Origin of the sequence: Nonomuraea sp. NPDC049695 (assembly GCF_040674955.1) — a bacterium.
Taxonomy (GTDB): domain Bacteria; phylum Actinomycetota; class Actinomycetes; order Streptosporangiales; family Streptosporangiaceae; genus Nonomuraea; species Nonomuraea helvata.
Genome location: NZ_JBFANV010000089.1, coordinates 1 through 17,711, shown reverse-complemented (window position 1 = coordinate 17,711; position 17,711 = coordinate 1). Strand labels below are relative to the sequence as shown.

At 72.0% G+C, this 17,711-nt stretch carries 15 protein-coding genes and 1 pseudogene; 9 read left to right on the top strand and 7 right to left on the bottom strand.

Features of this window, described 5'->3' with window-relative positions; all coding sequences use genetic code 11:
• The first annotated feature begins 8 nt into the window (after positions 1-8).
• Positions 9-1,535 (top strand): aldehyde dehydrogenase family protein, encoded by a 1,527-nt coding sequence (locus AB0J64_RS45785; RefSeq protein ID WP_364042227.1) that lies wholly within the window; start codon positions 9-11, stop codon positions 1,533-1,535.
• On the opposite strand, the gene AB0J64_RS45780 is transcribed toward AB0J64_RS45785, so the two are convergent.
• Positions 1,525-1,791 carry a substrate-binding domain-containing protein gene (locus AB0J64_RS45780; protein WP_364042225.1) on the bottom strand — a complete coding sequence of 89 codons (267 nt, stop codon included), beginning with the start codon at positions 1,789-1,791 and terminating at the stop codon, positions 1,525-1,527. The genes AB0J64_RS45785 and AB0J64_RS45780 overlap by 11 nt on opposite strands.
• Positions 1,792-1,950: 159 nt before the next feature.
• On the opposite strand from AB0J64_RS45780, the gene AB0J64_RS45775 reads away from it, so the two are divergent.
• Positions 1,951-2,745, top strand: coding sequence for a methyltransferase domain-containing protein (locus AB0J64_RS45775; protein ID WP_364042223.1), 795 nt, complete (start codon positions 1,951-1,953; stop codon positions 2,743-2,745).
• Between the two features lie 113 nt (positions 2,746-2,858).
• On the opposite strand, the gene AB0J64_RS45770 is transcribed toward AB0J64_RS45775, so the two are convergent.
• Positions 2,859-3,374 (bottom strand): hypothetical protein, encoded by a 516-nt coding sequence (locus tag AB0J64_RS45770; protein ID WP_364042221.1) that lies wholly within the window; start codon positions 3,372-3,374, stop codon positions 2,859-2,861.
• Positions 3,375-3,395: 21 nt separating this feature from the next.
• Positions 3,396-4,322 (bottom strand): hypothetical protein, encoded by a 927-nt coding sequence (locus tag AB0J64_RS45765; protein ID WP_364042219.1) that lies wholly within the window; start codon positions 4,320-4,322, stop codon positions 3,396-3,398.
• A gap of 133 nt (positions 4,323-4,455) precedes the next feature.
• On the opposite strand from AB0J64_RS45765, the gene AB0J64_RS45760 reads away from it, so the two are divergent.
• Entirely contained in the window at positions 4,456-5,400 is a 945-nt protein-coding gene (locus AB0J64_RS45760; protein WP_364042217.1) for a GNAT family N-acetyltransferase, read from the top strand.
• Positions 5,401-5,548: 148 nt separating this feature from the next.
• Here the strand turns inward: AB0J64_RS45760 and AB0J64_RS45755 are convergent, their stop codons facing one another.
• Both AB0J64_RS45755 and AB0J64_RS45750 read right to left on the bottom strand, forming a co-directional pair.
• Positions 5,549-6,307 (bottom strand): nucleotidyltransferase domain-containing protein, encoded by a 759-nt coding sequence (locus tag AB0J64_RS45755; protein ID WP_364042215.1) that lies wholly within the window; start codon positions 6,305-6,307, stop codon positions 5,549-5,551.
• Positions 6,304-6,942, bottom strand: coding sequence for a nucleotidyltransferase domain-containing protein (locus tag AB0J64_RS45750; RefSeq protein WP_364042213.1), 639 nt, complete (start codon positions 6,940-6,942; stop codon positions 6,304-6,306). Before AB0J64_RS45750 ends, AB0J64_RS45755 begins: the two co-directional genes overlap by 4 nt.
• A gap of 45 nt (positions 6,943-6,987) precedes the next feature.
• Between AB0J64_RS45750 and AB0J64_RS45745 the strand changes: the two genes are divergently transcribed.
• Positions 6,988-8,853 (top strand): propionyl-CoA synthetase, encoded by a 1,866-nt coding sequence (locus AB0J64_RS45745; protein WP_364042211.1) that lies wholly within the window; start codon positions 6,988-6,990, stop codon positions 8,851-8,853.
• Positions 8,854-8,928: 75 nt separating this feature from the next.
• Complete coding sequence (locus tag AB0J64_RS45740; RefSeq protein WP_364042209.1) at positions 8,929-11,751, top strand: hypothetical protein; 2,823 nt, start codon at positions 8,929-8,931, stop codon at positions 11,749-11,751.
• Here the strand turns inward: AB0J64_RS45740 and AB0J64_RS45735 are convergent.
• Positions 11,743-12,918, bottom strand: a complete 1,176-nt coding sequence (locus AB0J64_RS45735) for a HAMP domain-containing sensor histidine kinase (protein ID WP_364042207.1) — start codon at positions 12,916-12,918, stop codon at positions 11,743-11,745. The two genes, AB0J64_RS45740 and AB0J64_RS45735, sit on opposite strands and share 9 nt — an antisense overlap.
• A complete protein-coding gene (locus AB0J64_RS45730; protein ID WP_364042281.1) occupies positions 12,915-13,571 on the bottom strand; it encodes a response regulator transcription factor in 657 nt (218 codons plus the stop codon). The genes AB0J64_RS45735 and AB0J64_RS45730 overlap by 4 nt, the downstream gene beginning before the upstream one ends.
• Positions 13,572-13,720: 149 nt before the next feature.
• Between AB0J64_RS45730 and AB0J64_RS45725 the strand changes: the two genes are divergently transcribed.
• The 4 genes and pseudogenes from AB0J64_RS45725 to AB0J64_RS45710 all read left to right on the top strand — a co-directional run.
• Positions 13,721-15,082: a glycosyltransferase family 39 protein gene (locus tag AB0J64_RS45725; RefSeq protein ID WP_364042205.1), complete on the top strand. Its 1,362-nt coding sequence runs from the start codon at positions 13,721-13,723 to the stop codon at positions 15,080-15,082.
• Between the two features lie 269 nt (positions 15,083-15,351).
• Positions 15,352-16,239, top strand: a complete 888-nt coding sequence (locus tag AB0J64_RS45720) for a hypothetical protein (RefSeq protein ID WP_364042203.1) — start codon at positions 15,352-15,354, stop codon at positions 16,237-16,239.
• 23 nt (positions 16,240-16,262) lie between these two features.
• Entirely contained in the window at positions 16,263-17,183 is a 921-nt protein-coding gene (locus AB0J64_RS45715; protein ID WP_364042201.1) for a hypothetical protein, read from the top strand.
• Positions 17,184-17,204: 21 nt separating this feature from the next.
• Positions 17,205-17,711, top strand: a pseudogene (locus tag AB0J64_RS45710) (hypothetical protein); the annotation flags it as partial.

Below are 17,711 nucleotides of genomic sequence, written 5' to 3'. Positions count from 1 at the left end.
AGAACTTGATGGTGCACACGCTGCCTGGCGCCGACGAACTGGCCGCGATGGCGCGGGAGACCGCCAAGCGCTGCGGTGTGGAGGTGCCGGACGGCGCCGTCACGATCACCTCGCCCATCAACGGCGCGTGCCTGGCCACGGTGGACTGGGTGGACGCCGGAGCCGTCGATGACGCCGTCGCGCGCGCCAGGCAGGCGTTCCTGACCTGGCGGGCGGTGCCCGCGCCGGCGCGGGGCGCGCTGGTGAAGCGGCTGGGCGAGCTGCTGTCGGAGCACAAGACGGACCTCGCCACGCTGATCAGCCTGGAGGTCGGCAAGATCACCTCCGAGGCGCTCGGCGAGGTCCAGGAAATGATCGACATCTGCGACTTCGCGGTGGGCCTGTCCCGCCAGCTGTACGGGCGCACGATCAGCTCCGAGCGGCCCGGCCACCGGCTCATGGAGACCTGGCATCCGCTGGGCGTCGTCGGGGTGATCAGCGCGTTCAACTTCCCCGCGGCGGTCTGGTCGTGGAACACGGCGATCGCCCTGGTGTGCGGCGACCCGGTCGTCTGGAAGCCGTCGGAGCTGGCGCCGCTGACCGCCCTGGCCTGCGCGGCCCTGCTGGAGCGGGCCGCCGCCGAGCAGGGCGCGCCGGCGTACCTGAGCCAGGTACTCATCGGCGGCCCCGACGTCGGGGAGGCGCTCGTGGACCACCCCGGGGTCGCCCTGGTCAGCGCCACCGGCTCGACGCGCATGGGCCGCGCGGTGGGCCCGCGCGTGGCCGCCAGGTTCGGGCGGTCGCTGCTGGAGCTCGGCGGCAACAACGCGGCCGTGGTCTGCCCCTCGGCGGACCTGGATCTGGCCGTGCGCGGCATCGTGTTCTCCGCCGCCGGGACGGCCGGCCAGCGGTGCACCACCATGCGCCGGGTGATCGCGCACACCGACGTCGCCGACGCGCTCGTCGAGCGCCTCGCCGACGCCTACGGACGGCTGCCGATCGGGAACCCGATGGCGCCGGGCACCCTGGTCGGGCCGCTCGTCAACGGGCGGGCGCACGCGGCCATGCGCGCCGCGCTGGAGGCCGCCGTGGAGCAGGGCGGCACGCTGGTGGCTGGCGGCGGCCGCCGCTTCGCCGACCAGGCGCCCGACGCCTTCTACGCCGAGCCGGCGCTGGTGCGGATGGCGGAGCAGACGCCGATCGTGACCCAGGAGACGTTCGCGCCCATCCTGTACGTCCTGCCGTACGAGACCCTGGAGGAGGCCATCGCGCTCAACAACGCGGTGCCGCAGGGCCTGTCGTCCAGCATCTTCACCCGCGACCAGGCCGAGGCCGAGCTGTTCCTGTCGCCAGAGGGCTCCGACTGCGGCATCGTCAACGTCAACATCGGCACCTCCGGAGCCGAGATCGGCGGCGCGTTCGGCGGCGAGAAGGAGACCGGCGGCGGCCGCGAGTCGGGCTCGGACGCCTGGCGCGCCTACATGCGTCGTGCCACGAACACGATCAACTACTCCGGCGAGCTGCCGCTCGCCCAGGGAGTGGAGTTCAGCGTCTGACCGCCGCCACGCTCTCGCGCTCGAGGAAGCGCGTCGGCACCACGGTGCGCCGCCCCTGGGCGGCGCCCGACCCGCCGATCTGGGCGAACAGACGGTCGGCCGCGGCCCGGCCCATGTCGTACGCCGACTGCACGACGACGGAGATCCGCGGGCGCACCAGCGTGGTCCACTCCAGGTCGTCGAACCCGAGCAGCGACACCTGGTCGGGGATCGGGATGTCGCGTTCGGACAGGAACGAGAAGGCAGATTTCGTCATGTAGCTGGTCGGCGGTGAACAGCGCGCTCGGCGGGTCCTCGACCGCGAGGCGCGCACGTCAAGGGCTGACTCGTGTCTCATATATAAAGACAATTCTTCTTGAATGATGAGACGAGCGCTAGTGTGGTCGTCATCGGAGCGGAACGAAGGAGCTTGGCGATGAACGCCGTCTACACGCATGGCCACCACGAGTCGGTGCTGCGCTCGCACCGCTGGCGCACTGCCGAGAACTCGGCCGCGTACCTGCTGCCGCACCTCAAGCCGCACATGAAGGTGCTGGACGTGGGCAGCGGCCCCGGCACGATCACCGCCGACCTGGCGGGGCTGGTCGGGCACCTGACGGCGTCCGAGGTGAGCGAGGAGGCGCTCGGCCTGGCCAGGGCCGAGCTGACCGCCAGGGGAGTGGAGAACGTGGACTTCGCCGTCGCGGACGTCCACGCGCTCGACTTCCCCGATGACACGTTCTGCGTGGTCCACGCCCACCAGGTGCTGCAGCACGTGGGCGACCCGGTGCGGGCGCTGCGGGAGATGCGCAGGGTGACCAAGCCCACCGGTTATGCGGCGGTGCGCGACAGCGACTACTCGGCGTTCGCGTGGTATCCGCTGCTGCCGGAGCTGGACGAGTGGATGGCGCTGTACCAGAAGGTCGCCCGGGGCAACGGCGGCGAGCCCGACGCGGGGCGGCGGCTGCTGTCGTGGGCCAGGGCCGCGGGCTTCACCGACGTGACGGCCACCTCGTCCACCTGGTGCTTCGCGACGCCTGACGACCGGGCCTGGTGGGGCGGGATGTGGGCGGACCGGATCCTGAGCTCGTCCATGGCCGAGCAGGCCCTGGCGAGCGGGGCCGCCACGGAGGCCGACCTGCGGCGGATCTCGGAGGGCTGGCTGAAGTGGGCGGCGGCCGAGGACGGCTGGATATCCGTCCTGCACGGCGAGATCCTCTGCCGCGCCTGACGCCCCGGGAGCCGCGGCTCAGGGCAGCGGGCGCCCACGTGTCTCACACGCCGAGCGTGCGGGTGTGGTGCAGGGCGGTCACAGGCCGAGTGTGCGGGTGTGGTGGAGGCGGGTCACAGGCCGAGCGTGCGGGCGCGCTGCCACTGCGGGTCGCGGTAGAGGACCATGTCGGCGCCGATCATCTCGTCGGGCGCCGACAGCATGGTGATCTCGCCCACGGCCTGCAGCTCCAGCAGCAGGTCGCGGACCCGCGGCCCGACCGGCAGCCGCCCCGCGGGCAGCCCCAGCCCGGCCCGCACCGCGTCGGCGATCTCGGACAGGTGGAACGGCCCCTCGAAGCCCGCCACGACCCCGCGCACGACGGCCGACGTGATGAGCTGCTCGGCCTCGGCGTACGCGAGCTGCCAGGTGATCTGCTCCTTGCGGCGCCCGGTGGCCGCGCACGCCGTGCAGGCCTGCGTCAGCCCGGGCGCCACCTCCTCCTGGGCGGAGCCGAGGCAGACCGAGCACAGCCCGTTCTCGACGGCGTGCAGCTCGGCCGTCATCCGCCCGGCCAGCACGGCGCCGCACTCACAGGCGAACGCGTCACCCAGGATGCCGGACTGCGGAAAGATCGAATGCGTCGTCACCGAGCCGACTCTACAGAACCTTCAGTTGTGCACGTCCGCCAGCCCGTGCAGCCGGCGCAGGGCCTTGCGGGCCGCGGCGGCGACCCGCTCGTCGGGATGGTGGTCGATGAACACCCGCAGCACCTGCCCCGTCCAGGGATGGTCCCCGAACGCCAGGATGGCGATCGTCCCCGCCTGCTCCTCGGCGCCCATCCCCATGGCGATGGACTCGATCACCTCGCCCGTCTCACCCCCGAACTCCAGCAGCGCCGCCGCCATGTCCACCAGCACCCACGCGATCTCGCCCGGCGCGGGCTGCCGGTCCTCGCGCCCCGTCCTGGCGGCGATCACCGCCCCGAGCCTGGGCTCCTCCAGCAGCCCCGACAGCGCCGACCGGCCGGACTCCCCGAAGTCCGAGGACAGCAGCTCCACGCCGACCGCCCGGCTCAGCGGGCTCACCGTGCCGAGCACCGAGGCGATCTCGGCCGCCGCCGCGTCCGTGTCCCGCCCCTTGAGCCATCCCGCCAGCTCCTCGCCGCGCTCCGCCTCCGGATAGGAGCGCAGGCCGTGCAGCAGCGCCGCCGCGTCGGCGTCCGCGAGCGACCCCATGACCGGGACGTCCTGCCCCGTGGTCTCCGCGATGATCAGCCGCGCCGTCCACAGGCCGAGCCAGCTCAGCGTGTACGGCTCCGCCTGCCGTACCAGGCCCAGACCGGTCAGCTCCTCGGGCACCCGGCCCGGATGCGGCTCGCGCGCCAGGAACATCCTGATGAGCTCCAGCAGCAGCCCCTCGTCGGTGGCCAGCCGTTCGCGGCAGTGGTCCGCCCAGAAGGCCAGCACCTCCGCGTCGGAGCCTTCCGGCTTCAGCTCCTCGGCCAGGGGAGCGGCGCGTACGGCTGCCGCGAGCGTGGCCTCCTCCGGCAGCCGGACCGGGGGTTGCAGGGGCAGGGTGTCGTCGTAGGACCTCACGAGCCCATCCTGTCGCGATATTTCCGCTACAGTGCCACCTGACACCGAAAAGTCGGAAGAAAGGGGGCGCTGAGATGTTCGGTATGGGTTCGGGCGCTTACTGCGCCGTCCACTTCTGCTTCTCGGAGGAATCGTGCTTTTCCGCACCGCGGTCGAAGAAGATCTAGACCGCCTGCTCGGCTGCGTCGTCGACGAGTCCATCAGCTGGGCGCATCCTGAACGGCTGCTCTCGTTCCTGGAGAACGGCAACTACCGTTTCGACCGCATCTGGCTCGCCGTCGCCGACGACGGCGAGATCCTGGCCCGCGCCGTCTGGTGGGGCTTCCCCGACGGCGACAAGCCGCTCGCGCTCGACTGCGTCTACGTCCACCCCTCGGTGAGCGACCGCGCCGACCGCGTCGGCCTCGCCGCCGAGCTGCTGCGCCACGCCCACGAGGCGTACGGGCTGGCGCCCGAGTACCACGTGTTCGTCGGCAACGGCTGGCGCGACGACCCCAAGGCCGCGGCGGCCATCGCCTGGCGCTGGGAGGCCGCGGGCCGCGTCGGGCTCACCCACGAGCTGGAACGGCTCCGCTACGAGTGGGCGGACGGGCCCGTGCCCGAGCCGTCGGACCGGCTCGTCTTCCGCGGCGAGGAGGACGACGAGGCGTTCGTGGAGGCGTTCCGCCGGGTGGCCGCCGGGACGCTCGACTTCCACACCCGGCAGGCCCTGGCCACCATGGACCCCGTGGCGCAGGCCCGCGAGGACGTCCACGACTACAAGTCCATGCCGGGCGACCGGTCGTGGTGGCGGCTGGCGTACGACAAGAGCGGGGACCTCGTCGGGGTCGCCCTGCCGTCGGCCAACAACGGCGGGCCGGTGGTCGGCTACCTCGGCGTGGTGCCCGAGCACCGCGGCCACGGTTACGTCGACGACCTGCTCGCCGAGATCACCCGGTTCCTCGCCGAGCGCGGGGTCCGGCGGATCGCGGCGGACACCGACGCCGGCAACGTCCCGATGGCCAGGGCGTTCGAACGGGCCGGGTACCGCAACTTCGCCGTCAGGCTCGTCCTGTCGCCGGATCCCGTGAACGCGTGACGCGCGCGGGCCGTCGCACGCGTCATCGTCGACCTCATGACATGGGACGTCGAGAAGCCCGACCTCGACGCGTACCTTGCCAGGATCGGCTGCGGCGGCCCGCTCGAGACGCTGCGCCAGGTGCACCTGGCGCACGCGCGCTCCATCCTCACCCCGCCGCCGTGTCCACCACTGGGCCCCGCGCCCGGGCGCGCAGCACCAGGTCGTGCAGCGCGTCCGCGGCGGTCGCGCGCTCGGGCAGCGCCGAGCCGTCCCGGGCGCGCTCCAGTTCCCCGGTCATCCGCTCCACATCCGACTCCAGCCCGGGCGCGGACGGCGCCGGCCCGTGCTCGGCCTCCCGCTTGGCGGCGACCAGGTCGGGCAGGTACGCGGGCCCGTACTCGTACAGGCGCGTCAGGTCGGCCTCCAGCTCTCCGGTACGCATGAGATGCGTCCCGGTGGCCAGCACGCGGAAGGTGTAGAGCAGCGGCTTGAGCTCCCCGCTCTTCGTGAACAGCCGCCACTGCGTACGCGCGAACCCCAGGTAGTGGTGGGCGTGATGCCGCGTCAGGCAGCCGGGGGCGAGCGCCACCAGCTCCTCGTGCACCGGCGACGACGTCACGACCAGCGGCGACAGCAACTGCTCGAGCACGTAGCCGTTGCGCCCCAGCAGCAACCGGCAGAACTTGGCCAGGTCGTGCGTGACGAGATCCACCTCCACGCCGTCGCGCGTCCACATCCGCTCCAGCGTCTCCGGCCCGTGCCGCAGCCCCGCCACCTCCTCGACCGGCAGCACGTGCACGCCCCGCAGGTCCACGTCCGAGTCCACCGAGGGGAACCCGTACAGGTGAGCCCCGCTCACCGTCGCGAACACCAGCGGGTACGGCTGCTCCCCAGCCACCTCAGCCAGCCATCCGGGCAGGTTCACAGGAACTCCTTGCGCACGCTCACCAGGAAATCCTCCACCCGCTCCCGATCCGGCCGCTCCGGCAGCACGCCGGGTGCCGCGGCCACCTCGGCGGACAGCTCCGCCCGCCAGGCGTCCACCTCCGCCCACGGCACTTCGCCGCGCCGGATTGCCAGCAGTCGCTCCCTGTACGGCCCCACCTGAACGAGCGGCTCCCCGTGGCGCACCAGGTGCAGGCCGCTGAGCAGCAGCCGCACCATGTGCATGGCCTGCTTCCACTTGGGCGCGGCCGGGTCGAGCCGGCGGAACTGCGCCTCGGCGTACCCGGCGAACGACTGCCGGGCCCGCTCCGACAGGAAGGCCGCGCGCAGGTCGCGCAGCCGCCGCCCGGCCGGCGTGATCACCTCCACGATGGGGGACCACAGGCACTCCAGCACGGTGGGGTTGGCCTCGAGTGCGAGGACGCAGAAGCGCTCGACCTCCCACGAGAACTGCTCGGGCAGCGGCCCGTCCCGGTGCGTCGCCGGCTTCTCCAGCCGCCAGAACGCGGCCGTCGGCGCCACGAAGACGCCCCGCCTGTCAGTGTCGGAGGCGTCCGTCTCGAGCCCGTACGCCCGCGACCCCATGACGACGGTAAGGATCATGTCATCGGTCACCCGGATATCTTGCGTCATGGGGGCGGTGGCTGGTCTGATCGAAAAGTGGGCGCTTATGACGAGGCTTACCGGCGGAGCATCGAGGACCCCGGCGCGTTCTGGGCGGAGGCGGCGCGCGGCATCGACTGGGACGTGGCCCCCGCCACCGTCACCGCGGACGGCCGATGGTTCCCCGACGGGCGGCTCAACACCTGTCACAACGCGGTGGACCGGCACGTCGCGGCCGGTCGCGGCGACCAGGTGGCGCTGATCTACGACAGTCCCGTCACCGGCGCCACGGCGACCTTCAGCTACGCCGAGCTGCTCGACCAGGTGGCCAGGACCGCGGGGATGCTCAGGGATCTCGGCGTGGAAAAGGGCGACACCGTCGTCATCTATCTGCCCATGGTGCCGGAGGCCGTGGTCGCGATGCTGGCCTGCGCCCGGCTCGGGGCCGTGCACTCGGTGGTGTTCGGCGGGTTCGCGGCCAGGGAGCTGGCCGTGCGGATCGACCACGCCAGGCCCAAGGTGGTGCTCTCGGCGTCCTGCGGCATCGAACCGTCCAGGGTGGTGGCGTACAAGCCGCTGCTGGACGCCGCGCTGGAGCAGGCCGAGCACCGGCCCGGCCACTGCGTGATCCTCCAGCGGCCGCAGTGCCCCGCCAGGCTCGAGGAGGGGCGCGATCTCGACTGGGCGCAGGCGGTGGGCGAGGCCGAGCCCGCCGCGTGCGTGAGCGTGGCCGCCACCGACCCCCTCTACGTCCTCTACACCTCCGGCACGACCGGCATGCCCAAGGGCGTCGTGCGCGACAACGGCGGCCACGCCGTCGCGCTGCACTGGAGCATGTCCCACGTGTACGGCGCCGCCCCCGGCGAGGTCTACTGGGCCGCCTCCGACGTGGGCTGGGTGGTCGGCCACTCCTACATCGTGTACGCGCCGCTGCTGGCGGGCTGCACAACCGTGCTGTACGAGGGCAAACCGGTCGGCACCCCCGACCCGGGCGCGTTCTGGCGGGTGGTGGCCGCGCACGGGGTCCGGACGCTGTTCACCGCGCCGACCGCGCTCCGGGCCATCAAAAAAGAGGACCCATCCGGAGATTTCGCGAAAAAGCATGATCTGTCCGGGCTGCGTTACCTCTTCCTGGCCGGCGAGCGCCTCGACCCCGACACCTACCACTGGGCCTCCGACCTGCTCGGCATCCCCGTCATCGACCACTGGTGGCAGACCGAGACCGGCTGGCCCATCGCCGCCGACTGCGTCGGCCTCGAACGGCTGCCGCTCAAACCGGGCTCGCCCACCAAGCCCGTCCCCGGCTGGGACGTACGCATCCTCGACCCCGACGGCAACGAGTGCCCGCCCGGTGTGGACGGCGCCGTCACCGTCAAGCTGCCGCTCCCGCCCGGCGCGCTGCCCACGCTCTACCGTGACGAGGCCCGCTTCGCCCGCTCCTACCTGGAGCGCTACCCCGGCCACTACCTCACGGGCGACGGCGGCCACGTGGACGCCGACGGCTACCTGTACATCATGGGCCGCATAGACGACGTGATCAACGTCGCCGGCCACCGGCTCTCGACCGGCTCGATGGAGGAGGTCATCGCCTCTCATCCCGACGTGGCCGAGTGCGCCGTGATCGGCGTGGCCGACCAGCTGAAGGGCCAGCTCCCCGTCGGCTTCGTGGTGCTCAAGGCCGGGGCCGTGCGCGACCCGGCGGAGCTGGAGCGCGAGCTGACCGCCCTCGTACGCGAGCGCATCGGCCCTGTCGCCGCCTTCCGCCGCGCCGTCGTGGTGTCCCGGCTGCCGAAGACGCGATCGGGCAAGATCCTGCGCGCCACGATGCGGGACATCGCCGACGGCCACCCGTACACCACGCCGTCCACCATCGAGGATCCGGCGGCGCTGCCGGAGATCGCGGAGGCCGTGAAGCGAACATGACGGGCCGGTAACTTCCGCCGAAAAGTCCGCCCGTACGGCGCATGATGGGACATCCCAGTCCCCGGGAGAAGGCACATGATCGAGACCCCGAGCTACGCCGACGCCCTGAGGATCCTCGGATGCAAGGACGCCAGGCTCGTCAAGGTGATCGGGTTCGCCTCGGCGGCGGCGCGCACCGGCTGGGCGCTTGCCGGCGCGGGGCAGCTCGCCGCCGGCCTGGCCGACCTGCGCAACAGCATCGCCCTGTACGGCGAGGACGTCGTACGCCGCATGCCGGAGCTGAAGAGCGGCGTCGACCGGTTCACCCGCACGCAGCGGCTGGCCGCCGCGCACGCCGTGATCGTCGTCTCCGCCTACTTCGAGGCGCTCGGCGAGGCGAAGCTGCCGTTCACGCTCGACAAGCTCGACCGCGGCGACAAGATCTCCCACGGGGTGCCGACGCCCGAGCGGTTCGCCAGGCTGGTGGCGAGCCTGCTCCTGGAGCGGCTGCCCACGCCCGAGCCGCACGTGCCGTACGCCGGGACCCGGCTGGCCGTGGAACGTGCCTACCTGCGCATGTCCGAGGCCCTGACCGGATACGTGAGCGGCCTGGCCCTCTGGGACGAGCTCTCCGTGGACGACCAGCTCCTGCTGCCTCGCATGCTCGCCGAGGGCCCGCCCGCGCACGCGCTGCGCATCTACGACGAGGACTACCGGTCGCTGGCGCTCGACAGCCACGAGTTCGGGGTGCGCAGCCTCGTCACCGAGAAGCCGCCGCCCGCCACGGCGCTGTCGCGGGTGGCCTGGCTGCTGGCCGAGCTGGCCCCGCCGCGGGTCGGCGACCGCCCCATGATCCATCTGGCCAGGATGGCCGCCAACCTGCTCGACCGGCCGCTGCTGCTGGCCGGAAAGCTCCCCGAGGCCGTCTCGCTCCCGCTGCTCGGCGAGGGCTACCTCAGCCCCCGCTTCCGGGTCGCCGAGCTGACCCGCGAGGCCGCGCCCGCGCAGCTGAGCTGGTGGGAGGAGCAGCGGCTGCTGCCCGACACCGAGGCGTTCCTGGTCGGCCACCTCACCTCGCTGCGCGCCACCCAGGCGCCGCTGCTCGTGCTGGGCGAGCCCGGCTCGGGCAAGACCAAGCTGACCGAGGTGTTCGCCGCGCGGCTGGCCAGGTCCGAGTTCCTGCCGATCAGGGTGGAGCTGGGCAGTGTGGCCGCGCGGGCGGGCGTCACCGAGCAGATCGAGCAGGCGCTCGCGGCCGTGCTGGGGGAGGAGGTGGGCTACGCCGAGCTGGTGACGGCCGCGGACGGGGCCATGCCGGTGATCCTCCTCGACGGGTTCGACGAGCTGGTGCAGGGCGGCGTCAACCGCTACGACTATCTCGAACGCGTGCAGGAGTTCCAGGCCAGGGAGGCGGAGCTGGGCCGTCCGGCGGCGGTGATCGTGACCAGCCGCACGGTGGTGGCCGAACGGATGCGCCTGCCCGAGGGGCTGCTGGGGCTGCAGCTCCAGCCGTTCGACGACGACCAGGTGCGGCAGTGGCTGACCATCTGGGACCAGGCCAACCGCGCCCTGCTCGCCCGCCGCGAACTCAAGCCCCTGCCCGCCGAGGCGGCGCTGGTCCACGGCGAGATGGCCAGGCAGCCGCTGCTGCTGTTGCTGCTCGCCCTCTACGACGCGGGAGGCAACGCGCTCCAGCACGACCACGGGCCGCTCGGCCGCGCCCGCCTGTACGAGGTGCTGCTGCGCGACTACACCGAGCGCGAGACAGGCGGCGTGCGGCGGGTGGCCATCGACCAGGAGCTGGTCCTGCTCGGCGCGGTGGCGCTGTCCATGCTCGCCCGCGGCCGCCAGCTCATCACCGACGAGGCGCTCGAGCGCGACCTGCCGGCCCTCTGCCACGGCGGCGAGGACGAGCCGGACGACGAGGACCGGATCGACTGGGCGCGCAAGGCCACCGAGCGGTTCTTCTTCGTGCGCGGGACCGGCCCCAGGACCGGTTACGCGTTCCTGCACGCCACGTTCGGCGAGTTCCTGGTGGCCTGGCTGGCCGTCTACGCGCTGCGCGACCTCGACAGGAGGCGCCGCCTGGCGGGGGACGAGCCGCTCGCGGTGGTGCAGGCCGTGGACGACGACCTGCTGTACGCGGTCACGTCCCACTCGTGCCTGGCCGAGCGCGGCCCGACCGTGGGGTTCGTCCTGGAGCTGCTGGAGGAGGTGCCCTCCGCCGTGCGGGCCCGCTGCGTGGAGCTGCTGGCCGGGCTGCTGCGCCGGTCGCTGCACGAGCGGCCGCGCCGCCACTTCACCGGATTCCGGCCCGTACGCCACACGCTGACCCGCCGCCTGGCCGCCTACTCCGCGAACCTGACCCTGCTCATCGTCTGCGCGTCCGAGGAGCCGGTCCGCGTCTCGTCGATCCTGCCCGGCCCCGACCACCTGGAGCAGTGGTCCTCGCTCAGCCACCTGTGGAAGGGGCAGCTCGGCCAGGAGGGCTGGACCGGGCTGGTCACCGCGCTGTCGGCGCAGCGCGTGGTCGAGGACGGCAAGGAGGACGTCGTGCTCGGCGGCGACGGGGCGGGCGGCATGGGCGACGTCGTCGTCGCGGTCGCCACCGGCCACACGCCCCGCCACCGGCGGCTGCTCGACCTGCTGATGCGGGCTCTGGGGGAGGGCCGCTTCCTGCCGTACCGGGACCGCCTGGCGATCCTGGAGGAGCTGGTGCGGACGGTGGCCGTGCGCTCGCCCGCCATGCACCGGGCGCTCGGGGCGATGTGGGCGGAGGACGGGTCCGACCACGCGGAGCTGCGGCCGCTGCTACGGGCCATGCTCGCCGACCCGGCCGACCGGATGGGCACGTGGGAGCAGCTCGTCAAGGCCGGCATACCGGAGACGGCGCTCTGGGAGATCCAGGGCCTAGACTGAGCCGCCCTCGGAGTGGACGGGCAGCTCGACGCTGATCGTCAGCCCGCCCTCGTCCCTGGGCGTGGCCGTGACCGTGCCGCCGTGCGCCTCGGCGATCACCCGTACGATCGACAGGCCCAGCCCGCTGCCCCGGTCCGAGCGCAGCCGGTCGCCGTGCAGCCGCCGGAACGGCTCGAAGATCGTCTCGATCTCGTACGACGGCACCTGCAGCCCCGTGTTGGCCACGACCAGCTCGACCCAATCGGCCCGCCGCCGGGTCGTCACCCACACCTCGCCCTTCGGGTGGTTGTGCCTGATGGCGTTCTCGACCAGGTTCTGCACCAGCCGCTCCACCAGCACCGCCTCGCCCGCCGTCGGAGCGGGGTCGAGCAGCCGGTGCATGATCACCTCGCGCTCGGCCGCCTCGCCCGCCGCCTGGTCCAGCACGTGCTCGGCCACGTCGGCCAGGTCGAACGGCCGCCGGTCCAGCACCGCCTGCTCGCCCTCGGTGAGCGCCAGCAGCCCGTCGATGAGGCGCTCGTGGCGGGCGTTGACCAGCAGCAGCGACTCGCCGAGCCGCTTGACGTCGTCGGTCGCGTCCGGCCGGCGCACGGCGACGTCCACGAGCGTCCTGTTGATGGTGAGCGGGGTGCGCAGCTCGTGCGAGGCGTTCGCGACGAACCTGCGCTGCCCGTCGAACGAGCGCGCGAGGCGGTCGAGCATCACGTCGTAGCTGTCGGTCAGCTCCTTGATCTCGTCGCGCGAGCCCTTGTACCCGATGCGCTCGCTCAGGTCGTGATTCTGGGCGATGCGGCGGGCGGTGTCGGTGACGTTCCTGAGCGGGCGGAGCACCATGCCGGCCGTCCGCCAGCCCACCCCGAACGCGAGCCCCGTGCCGGCGAGCACGCTCAGCACACCGGCGTTACGCAGGTTGCCGAGGACACTGTCCTGGTAGGTGCCGTGCACCTTGAGTGCGAACTTCCGGGCGAGCTCATAACCGTCATCGAAACGCTGGCTCGACAGCCAGCCCCATCGATCGTCGGGAAGCACGATCGAGTTGGGAGTGAACAGGCTCGCCCGGTATTGCAGGCTTGCCCGGACGACGAAGTAGACGGAGACCAGTGCGGTCCCGGCGATCACGAAGAAGACGCCCGCGCAGGCCAGCGCGAACCGCAGACGCATGCTCATGGGATGCGATACCCCGATCCGGGCACGGTCTCGATGACCTGCGGCTCGCCGAGCTTCTTGCGCAGCTTCATCATCGTCGTGCGCACCGTGTTCGTGAACGGGTCGATGTGCTCGTCCCACACCTTCTCCAGCAACGTCTCGGCCGACACCACGGCCCCCTGGGCGCGCAGCAGCTCCGCCAGCACGCCGAACTCCTTGCGGGCGAGCGGCACGTACCTGCCCTCCCTGAACACCTGCCGGTGCGCCCAGTCCAGCCGCACCCCCGCCCGCTCCAGCATCGGCGGGTCGGCCCGCCTGGCCCGCCGCCCGAGCGCGTGCACCCGGGCCACCAGCTCCTCGAACGCGAACGGCTTGGGCAGGTAGTCGTCGGCCCCCAGCGACAGCCCGGCCACCCGGGCCCGCACGTCGCCCGCGGCGGTCAGCATGAGCACCCGCACCAGCCAGCCCTGCTCGACCACGGTCCTGCACACCTCGTCGCCGTGCACCATCGGCAGGTCCCGGTCGAGGATCAGCACGTCGTAGTCGTGCACACCGAGCCGTTCGAGCGCCGCGTCCCCGTCATAGGCGACATCGACGGCCAGTGCCTCTCCCCGTAACCCCTCGGCGATCGAGTCGGCGAGCATCCGCTCGTCCTCGGCGACCAAAACGCGCACCACGCCCCCAAAAGATCTAAAAGCCGCCAGTCTGCTCCGAACGGCATAACGCGCGCATAACCAATATCAGTGACGATCAGGTTATAGGCGACGCACTGGACTGGCCGCCCGAAGTCGGGATCCGCCCGGCTCTTCTCGGGGAGAAGGCCATGACGTCCACGCTCGTGGGGGCGCGCCTGGAACGTCCGAGCCTCCTGCGCGCTCATGGGCTGTTCGGGTGCGTGCTCGTCCTCGCCGCCGCGCTGCGCGTGCTGGTCATGCTGGGGTACGACACGGCACGGCTCTACTGGTACGACTCGTTCACCTACCTGGACACGGCCGCGCACATGCGACCGCAGGGCGCGTTCCACCCGGCGGGCTATTCATGGTTCCTGTGGGCGCTGCGGCCCTTCCACAGCGTGGAGCTGGTCGTGGGCGTGCAGCACGTGATGGGGCTGGCCACCGGGGCGATGATCTACCTGCTGCTGCGCCGCCGGTCGCTGCCGGGCTGGGGCGCGGCGCTGGCGGCGGCGCCGGTGCTGTTCGACCCGGCGTTCGTCCGGCTGGAGCACGCCGTGCTGTCGGACACGCAGGTCATCTTCCTCATCGTGGCCGCGCTGCTCGTGCTGCTGCTGCGGCCCGAGGCGTCCACGCGGGCCGCTGCGGTCGCGGGGGTGCTCCTCGCGCTCGCCGGCCTGACCCGTACCGCCACCGTGCCGCTGATCGGCCTGGCCGCCCTCTACCTGCTGGCGCGGCGCGTGTCGTGGCGGCAGGCCCTCGCGCTGGCGGTGGCGGGCACGCTGCCGCTGCTCGCCTACGCCGGCTGGTACGCCCAGCACCACGGCAGGTTCGCGCTGAGCGGCTCGGACGGCGTCGCCCTGTGGGCGCGCACCATGACCTTCGCCGACTGCTCGATCATCAAGCCGCCCCCTGAGCAGGCCGTGCTCTGCCCGAACGGCACCGTCCTGGACGCCGCCTCCGAGTACGTCTGGGACCCCCGGGCCTCGCTCAACCGCCTGCCCGGCGACCGGTTCGCCCACAACGACCTGGCCAGGTCGTTCGCGCTCAGAGCCATCGCCGCGCAGCCCCTGGACTACCTGCGCGAGGTCGTCCGCGACACCTCGCTCGCCTTCACCTGGGAGCCCGTCGCCCACCCGAAGCGGATGACCCCGTCCACGGCCTTCTCGCGCGGCACGTGGCCGCTCCCCTCGGGATACCCTCTCATCGACCAGGTGCGCAACGACTACGACCCGGATATTCGCGGCATGCGCTCGGTCGAGCCCTTCGCCTCGGTGCTGGCCGCCTACCCGTACCCGTGGTTCCTGCACGGCACGCTCTTCGGCGTCCTGCTGCTGGCCGGGGGAGTGGGTGCGGTGGTGCGCCGCCGTCCGGTCGCGCTGCCGTGGTCGTTCGCGATGTTCCTGCTCGTCGCGCCGGTGGCCGCGCTCGACTTCGACCACCGGTACGTCCTGCCCGCCATCCCGGTCGCCTGCGTGGCCGCGGCGCTGACCGTGCACGGGACCCGTCGCTGACGAGCGGGCCCGCATTATCCCGATGGCTACGATCATGTTGCGCGCCGGAGAGCATCGGCGAGCGCGCCTCACGCGTCCAAAGGGGCGGGGGCGGCCGCTGCGGTGCTGGTGGAGGCCGTGGTGATGCCTGCCCGCCGTCCTGGAAGCGCCCTCTGAGCGAGCTCTGTGGTTCCCCCGTCTGACCTTTCAGAGGCTGACACTTCGGTGGAATGTTACGTAATATCACGAACATCACGAGCGTTGGGGGCGCCAGGGTGCCAGGACAGAGCGTGGGTGTGGTCGTCGATCCCGGAGTATCTCCGGAAGTTGCCGGACTGCTGCGTGCCAACGCCCCGCTGCTGTCCAGGATCAGGGCCGGATGGGTGCCGCCCGCCGAGGTGCCCTCGCCGCGGCCCAAGAGCCCCACCAGTGCGGCGCTCCTGGCCGCCACCCCCGTCATGATCGCCCTCATGGCCGTCCTGCTCGCGTCGCCGATCAGGGCGGCCGGATTCGTGCTGCTCGGCACGTACGTCTTCATCGTCCTCGTCAGGATCGCCACCATGAACGAGGTGACGGAGGGCCGCCGGCCCTACGATCGCGGCGTGTACGAGCAGGCCCGCTGGTACGACGGCCGCTACCTGCTCCCCGAGGACTTCGACCAGGAGGCCAGGGCCGTCCTGCTCAGGGCCCAGCGCGCCATCGGATCCGTGCTGCGCTCCCACGTCAACGCCGAAGGGCTGCTCGACGACGCCCGCAACGCCGTGATGCTGCCCGCCCAGGAGTGGGAGATCGCCCGCCTGCTCGCCAAGCTCTCGGCGCTGCGTGTGGAGCACAGGGAGCTGCTGGCCAGGGGCATCGCGCCCGAGGTCGCCGCGGTGATCGAGCCGCTCGAGCGCGCGCTGGTCAACAGCGAGGCCGCCGTGCTCGCCCGCGTGGAGGCGCTGGAACGTTACGCGTCCAACGTGGCCGACGCCGAGCGGGCCTTCCACGCCCGCAGCCAGATCGAGGAGCTGCGCGCCCGGCTGCCGCGCTACGAGGAGCTGCTGGCCGAGTCGGGTGCGGACTCGCTCGCCGTACCCGAGATCGAGCGGCTGACCGACGACGCCGACGTGCTCGAACGCACCTTACGACGCAGCGTCCAGTCCGCCCACGAGGCCTTTCGCTACCTCGAAGGTTGACTAATCCGCATAGGATCACAAACGTGCCCGGACGTCATGCCAAGGTGATAGTCGATCCGGCGGTGCCCGACGATGTCGCGGCCCTCTTACGTGACAACCGCAAGCTCCTGTTACGCATCCACGCCGGCTGGGTGCCCGCGCACAAGCGCCGCCGCTCCCTTTCGAGCCCCCTCCTCGGCCTCGCCGCCCGGATCGCGGCGACGGTGACCGCCGTGGCGGCGGCCGTCTACGGCCTGACGCTCTTCGTCGCCGAACGCTACCCGCCCTTCGTCGTGATCATGACGTGCTCGGCCCTGCTGATCGTCGGCGTCCTGCTCAGGCCCAGGCCCGACGCCGAGGTGGAGCGCACGCACGCCCTGGAGCGGGAGGTCTACGACAGCGCGGGCAGGCACGAGGGCCACTATGTGCTCCGCGAGCAGCTCGACGAGCCCGCCAGAGCCCTGATGACCCGCGCCCAGGGGGCCATCGACCAGGTCATGTACTCCAGCGTCAACACGGAGGGCCTGCTCGACGGCGTGCGCAACGCCGTGATGCTGCCGGCCCAGGAGTGGGAGATCGCCCGGCTGCTGACCAAGCTGTCGGAGCTGCGGGCCGAGCACCAGGAGGTCGTCTCGGAGGGCCTCACCCCCGAGGTCGCCGCCGTCGCCGAGCCCCTCGCCCAGGCGCTCGACAGCAGCCAGCAGGCGGTGCTGGCCCGCGTCGAGGCACTGGAACGTTACGCGGGCCACGTCGCCGACGCCGAGCGCGCCTACCGCGCCCGCTACCAGATCGAGCGCCTCAGCGCCAAGCTGCCCCGCTACGAGGAACTCCTCGCCGAGTCGGGCGCCGACGGGTCGTCCATGCCCGAGCTGAGCAGACTGTCCGACGACGCCGACCGCCTGGAGCAGGCACTACGCGACAGCGTCAGCTCCGCGCATGAAGCTTTTCGCCACCTTAAGGGGTGACTTCCCTTAGTATCCGGATTTGTGGCTGATGTGGTGGTTGACCCCGAGGTGCCGCCGGATGACGCGCAGCTGCTCCGGGAGAGCCGCCGGGTGCTGATCAAGATGCGCCAGGGCTGGGCCCCCGAGTCGAAGCGGGCCATGTCGAGCACGCACTACCGCATGATGGCGATGGTCGGGTCGATGATCTTCTTCGGGGTGCTGTCCGGCATCGGATGGGTGGGCCGGGGCCTCGGATTCATGCTCGTGCTCCTCGGCATCCCCTTGATGATCGCGCTGTTCGTCCGCACCGACGAGCCGGGGGAAGAGGAGGAGGAGCACGAGCGCGAGGTGTACGAGCAGCTGCGCTTGTACGAGGGGCGTTACGTGCTCGTGGAGGACCTCGACGAGTCCTCCGCCCGCCTCCTGTCCCGCGCCCAGCGCGCCATCGCCGCCGTCACCGAGTCCCGGGTCAACGCCGAGGGGCTGCTCGACGACGTGCGCAACGCCGTGATGCTGCCGGCCCAGGAGTGGGAGATCGCCCGGCTGCTG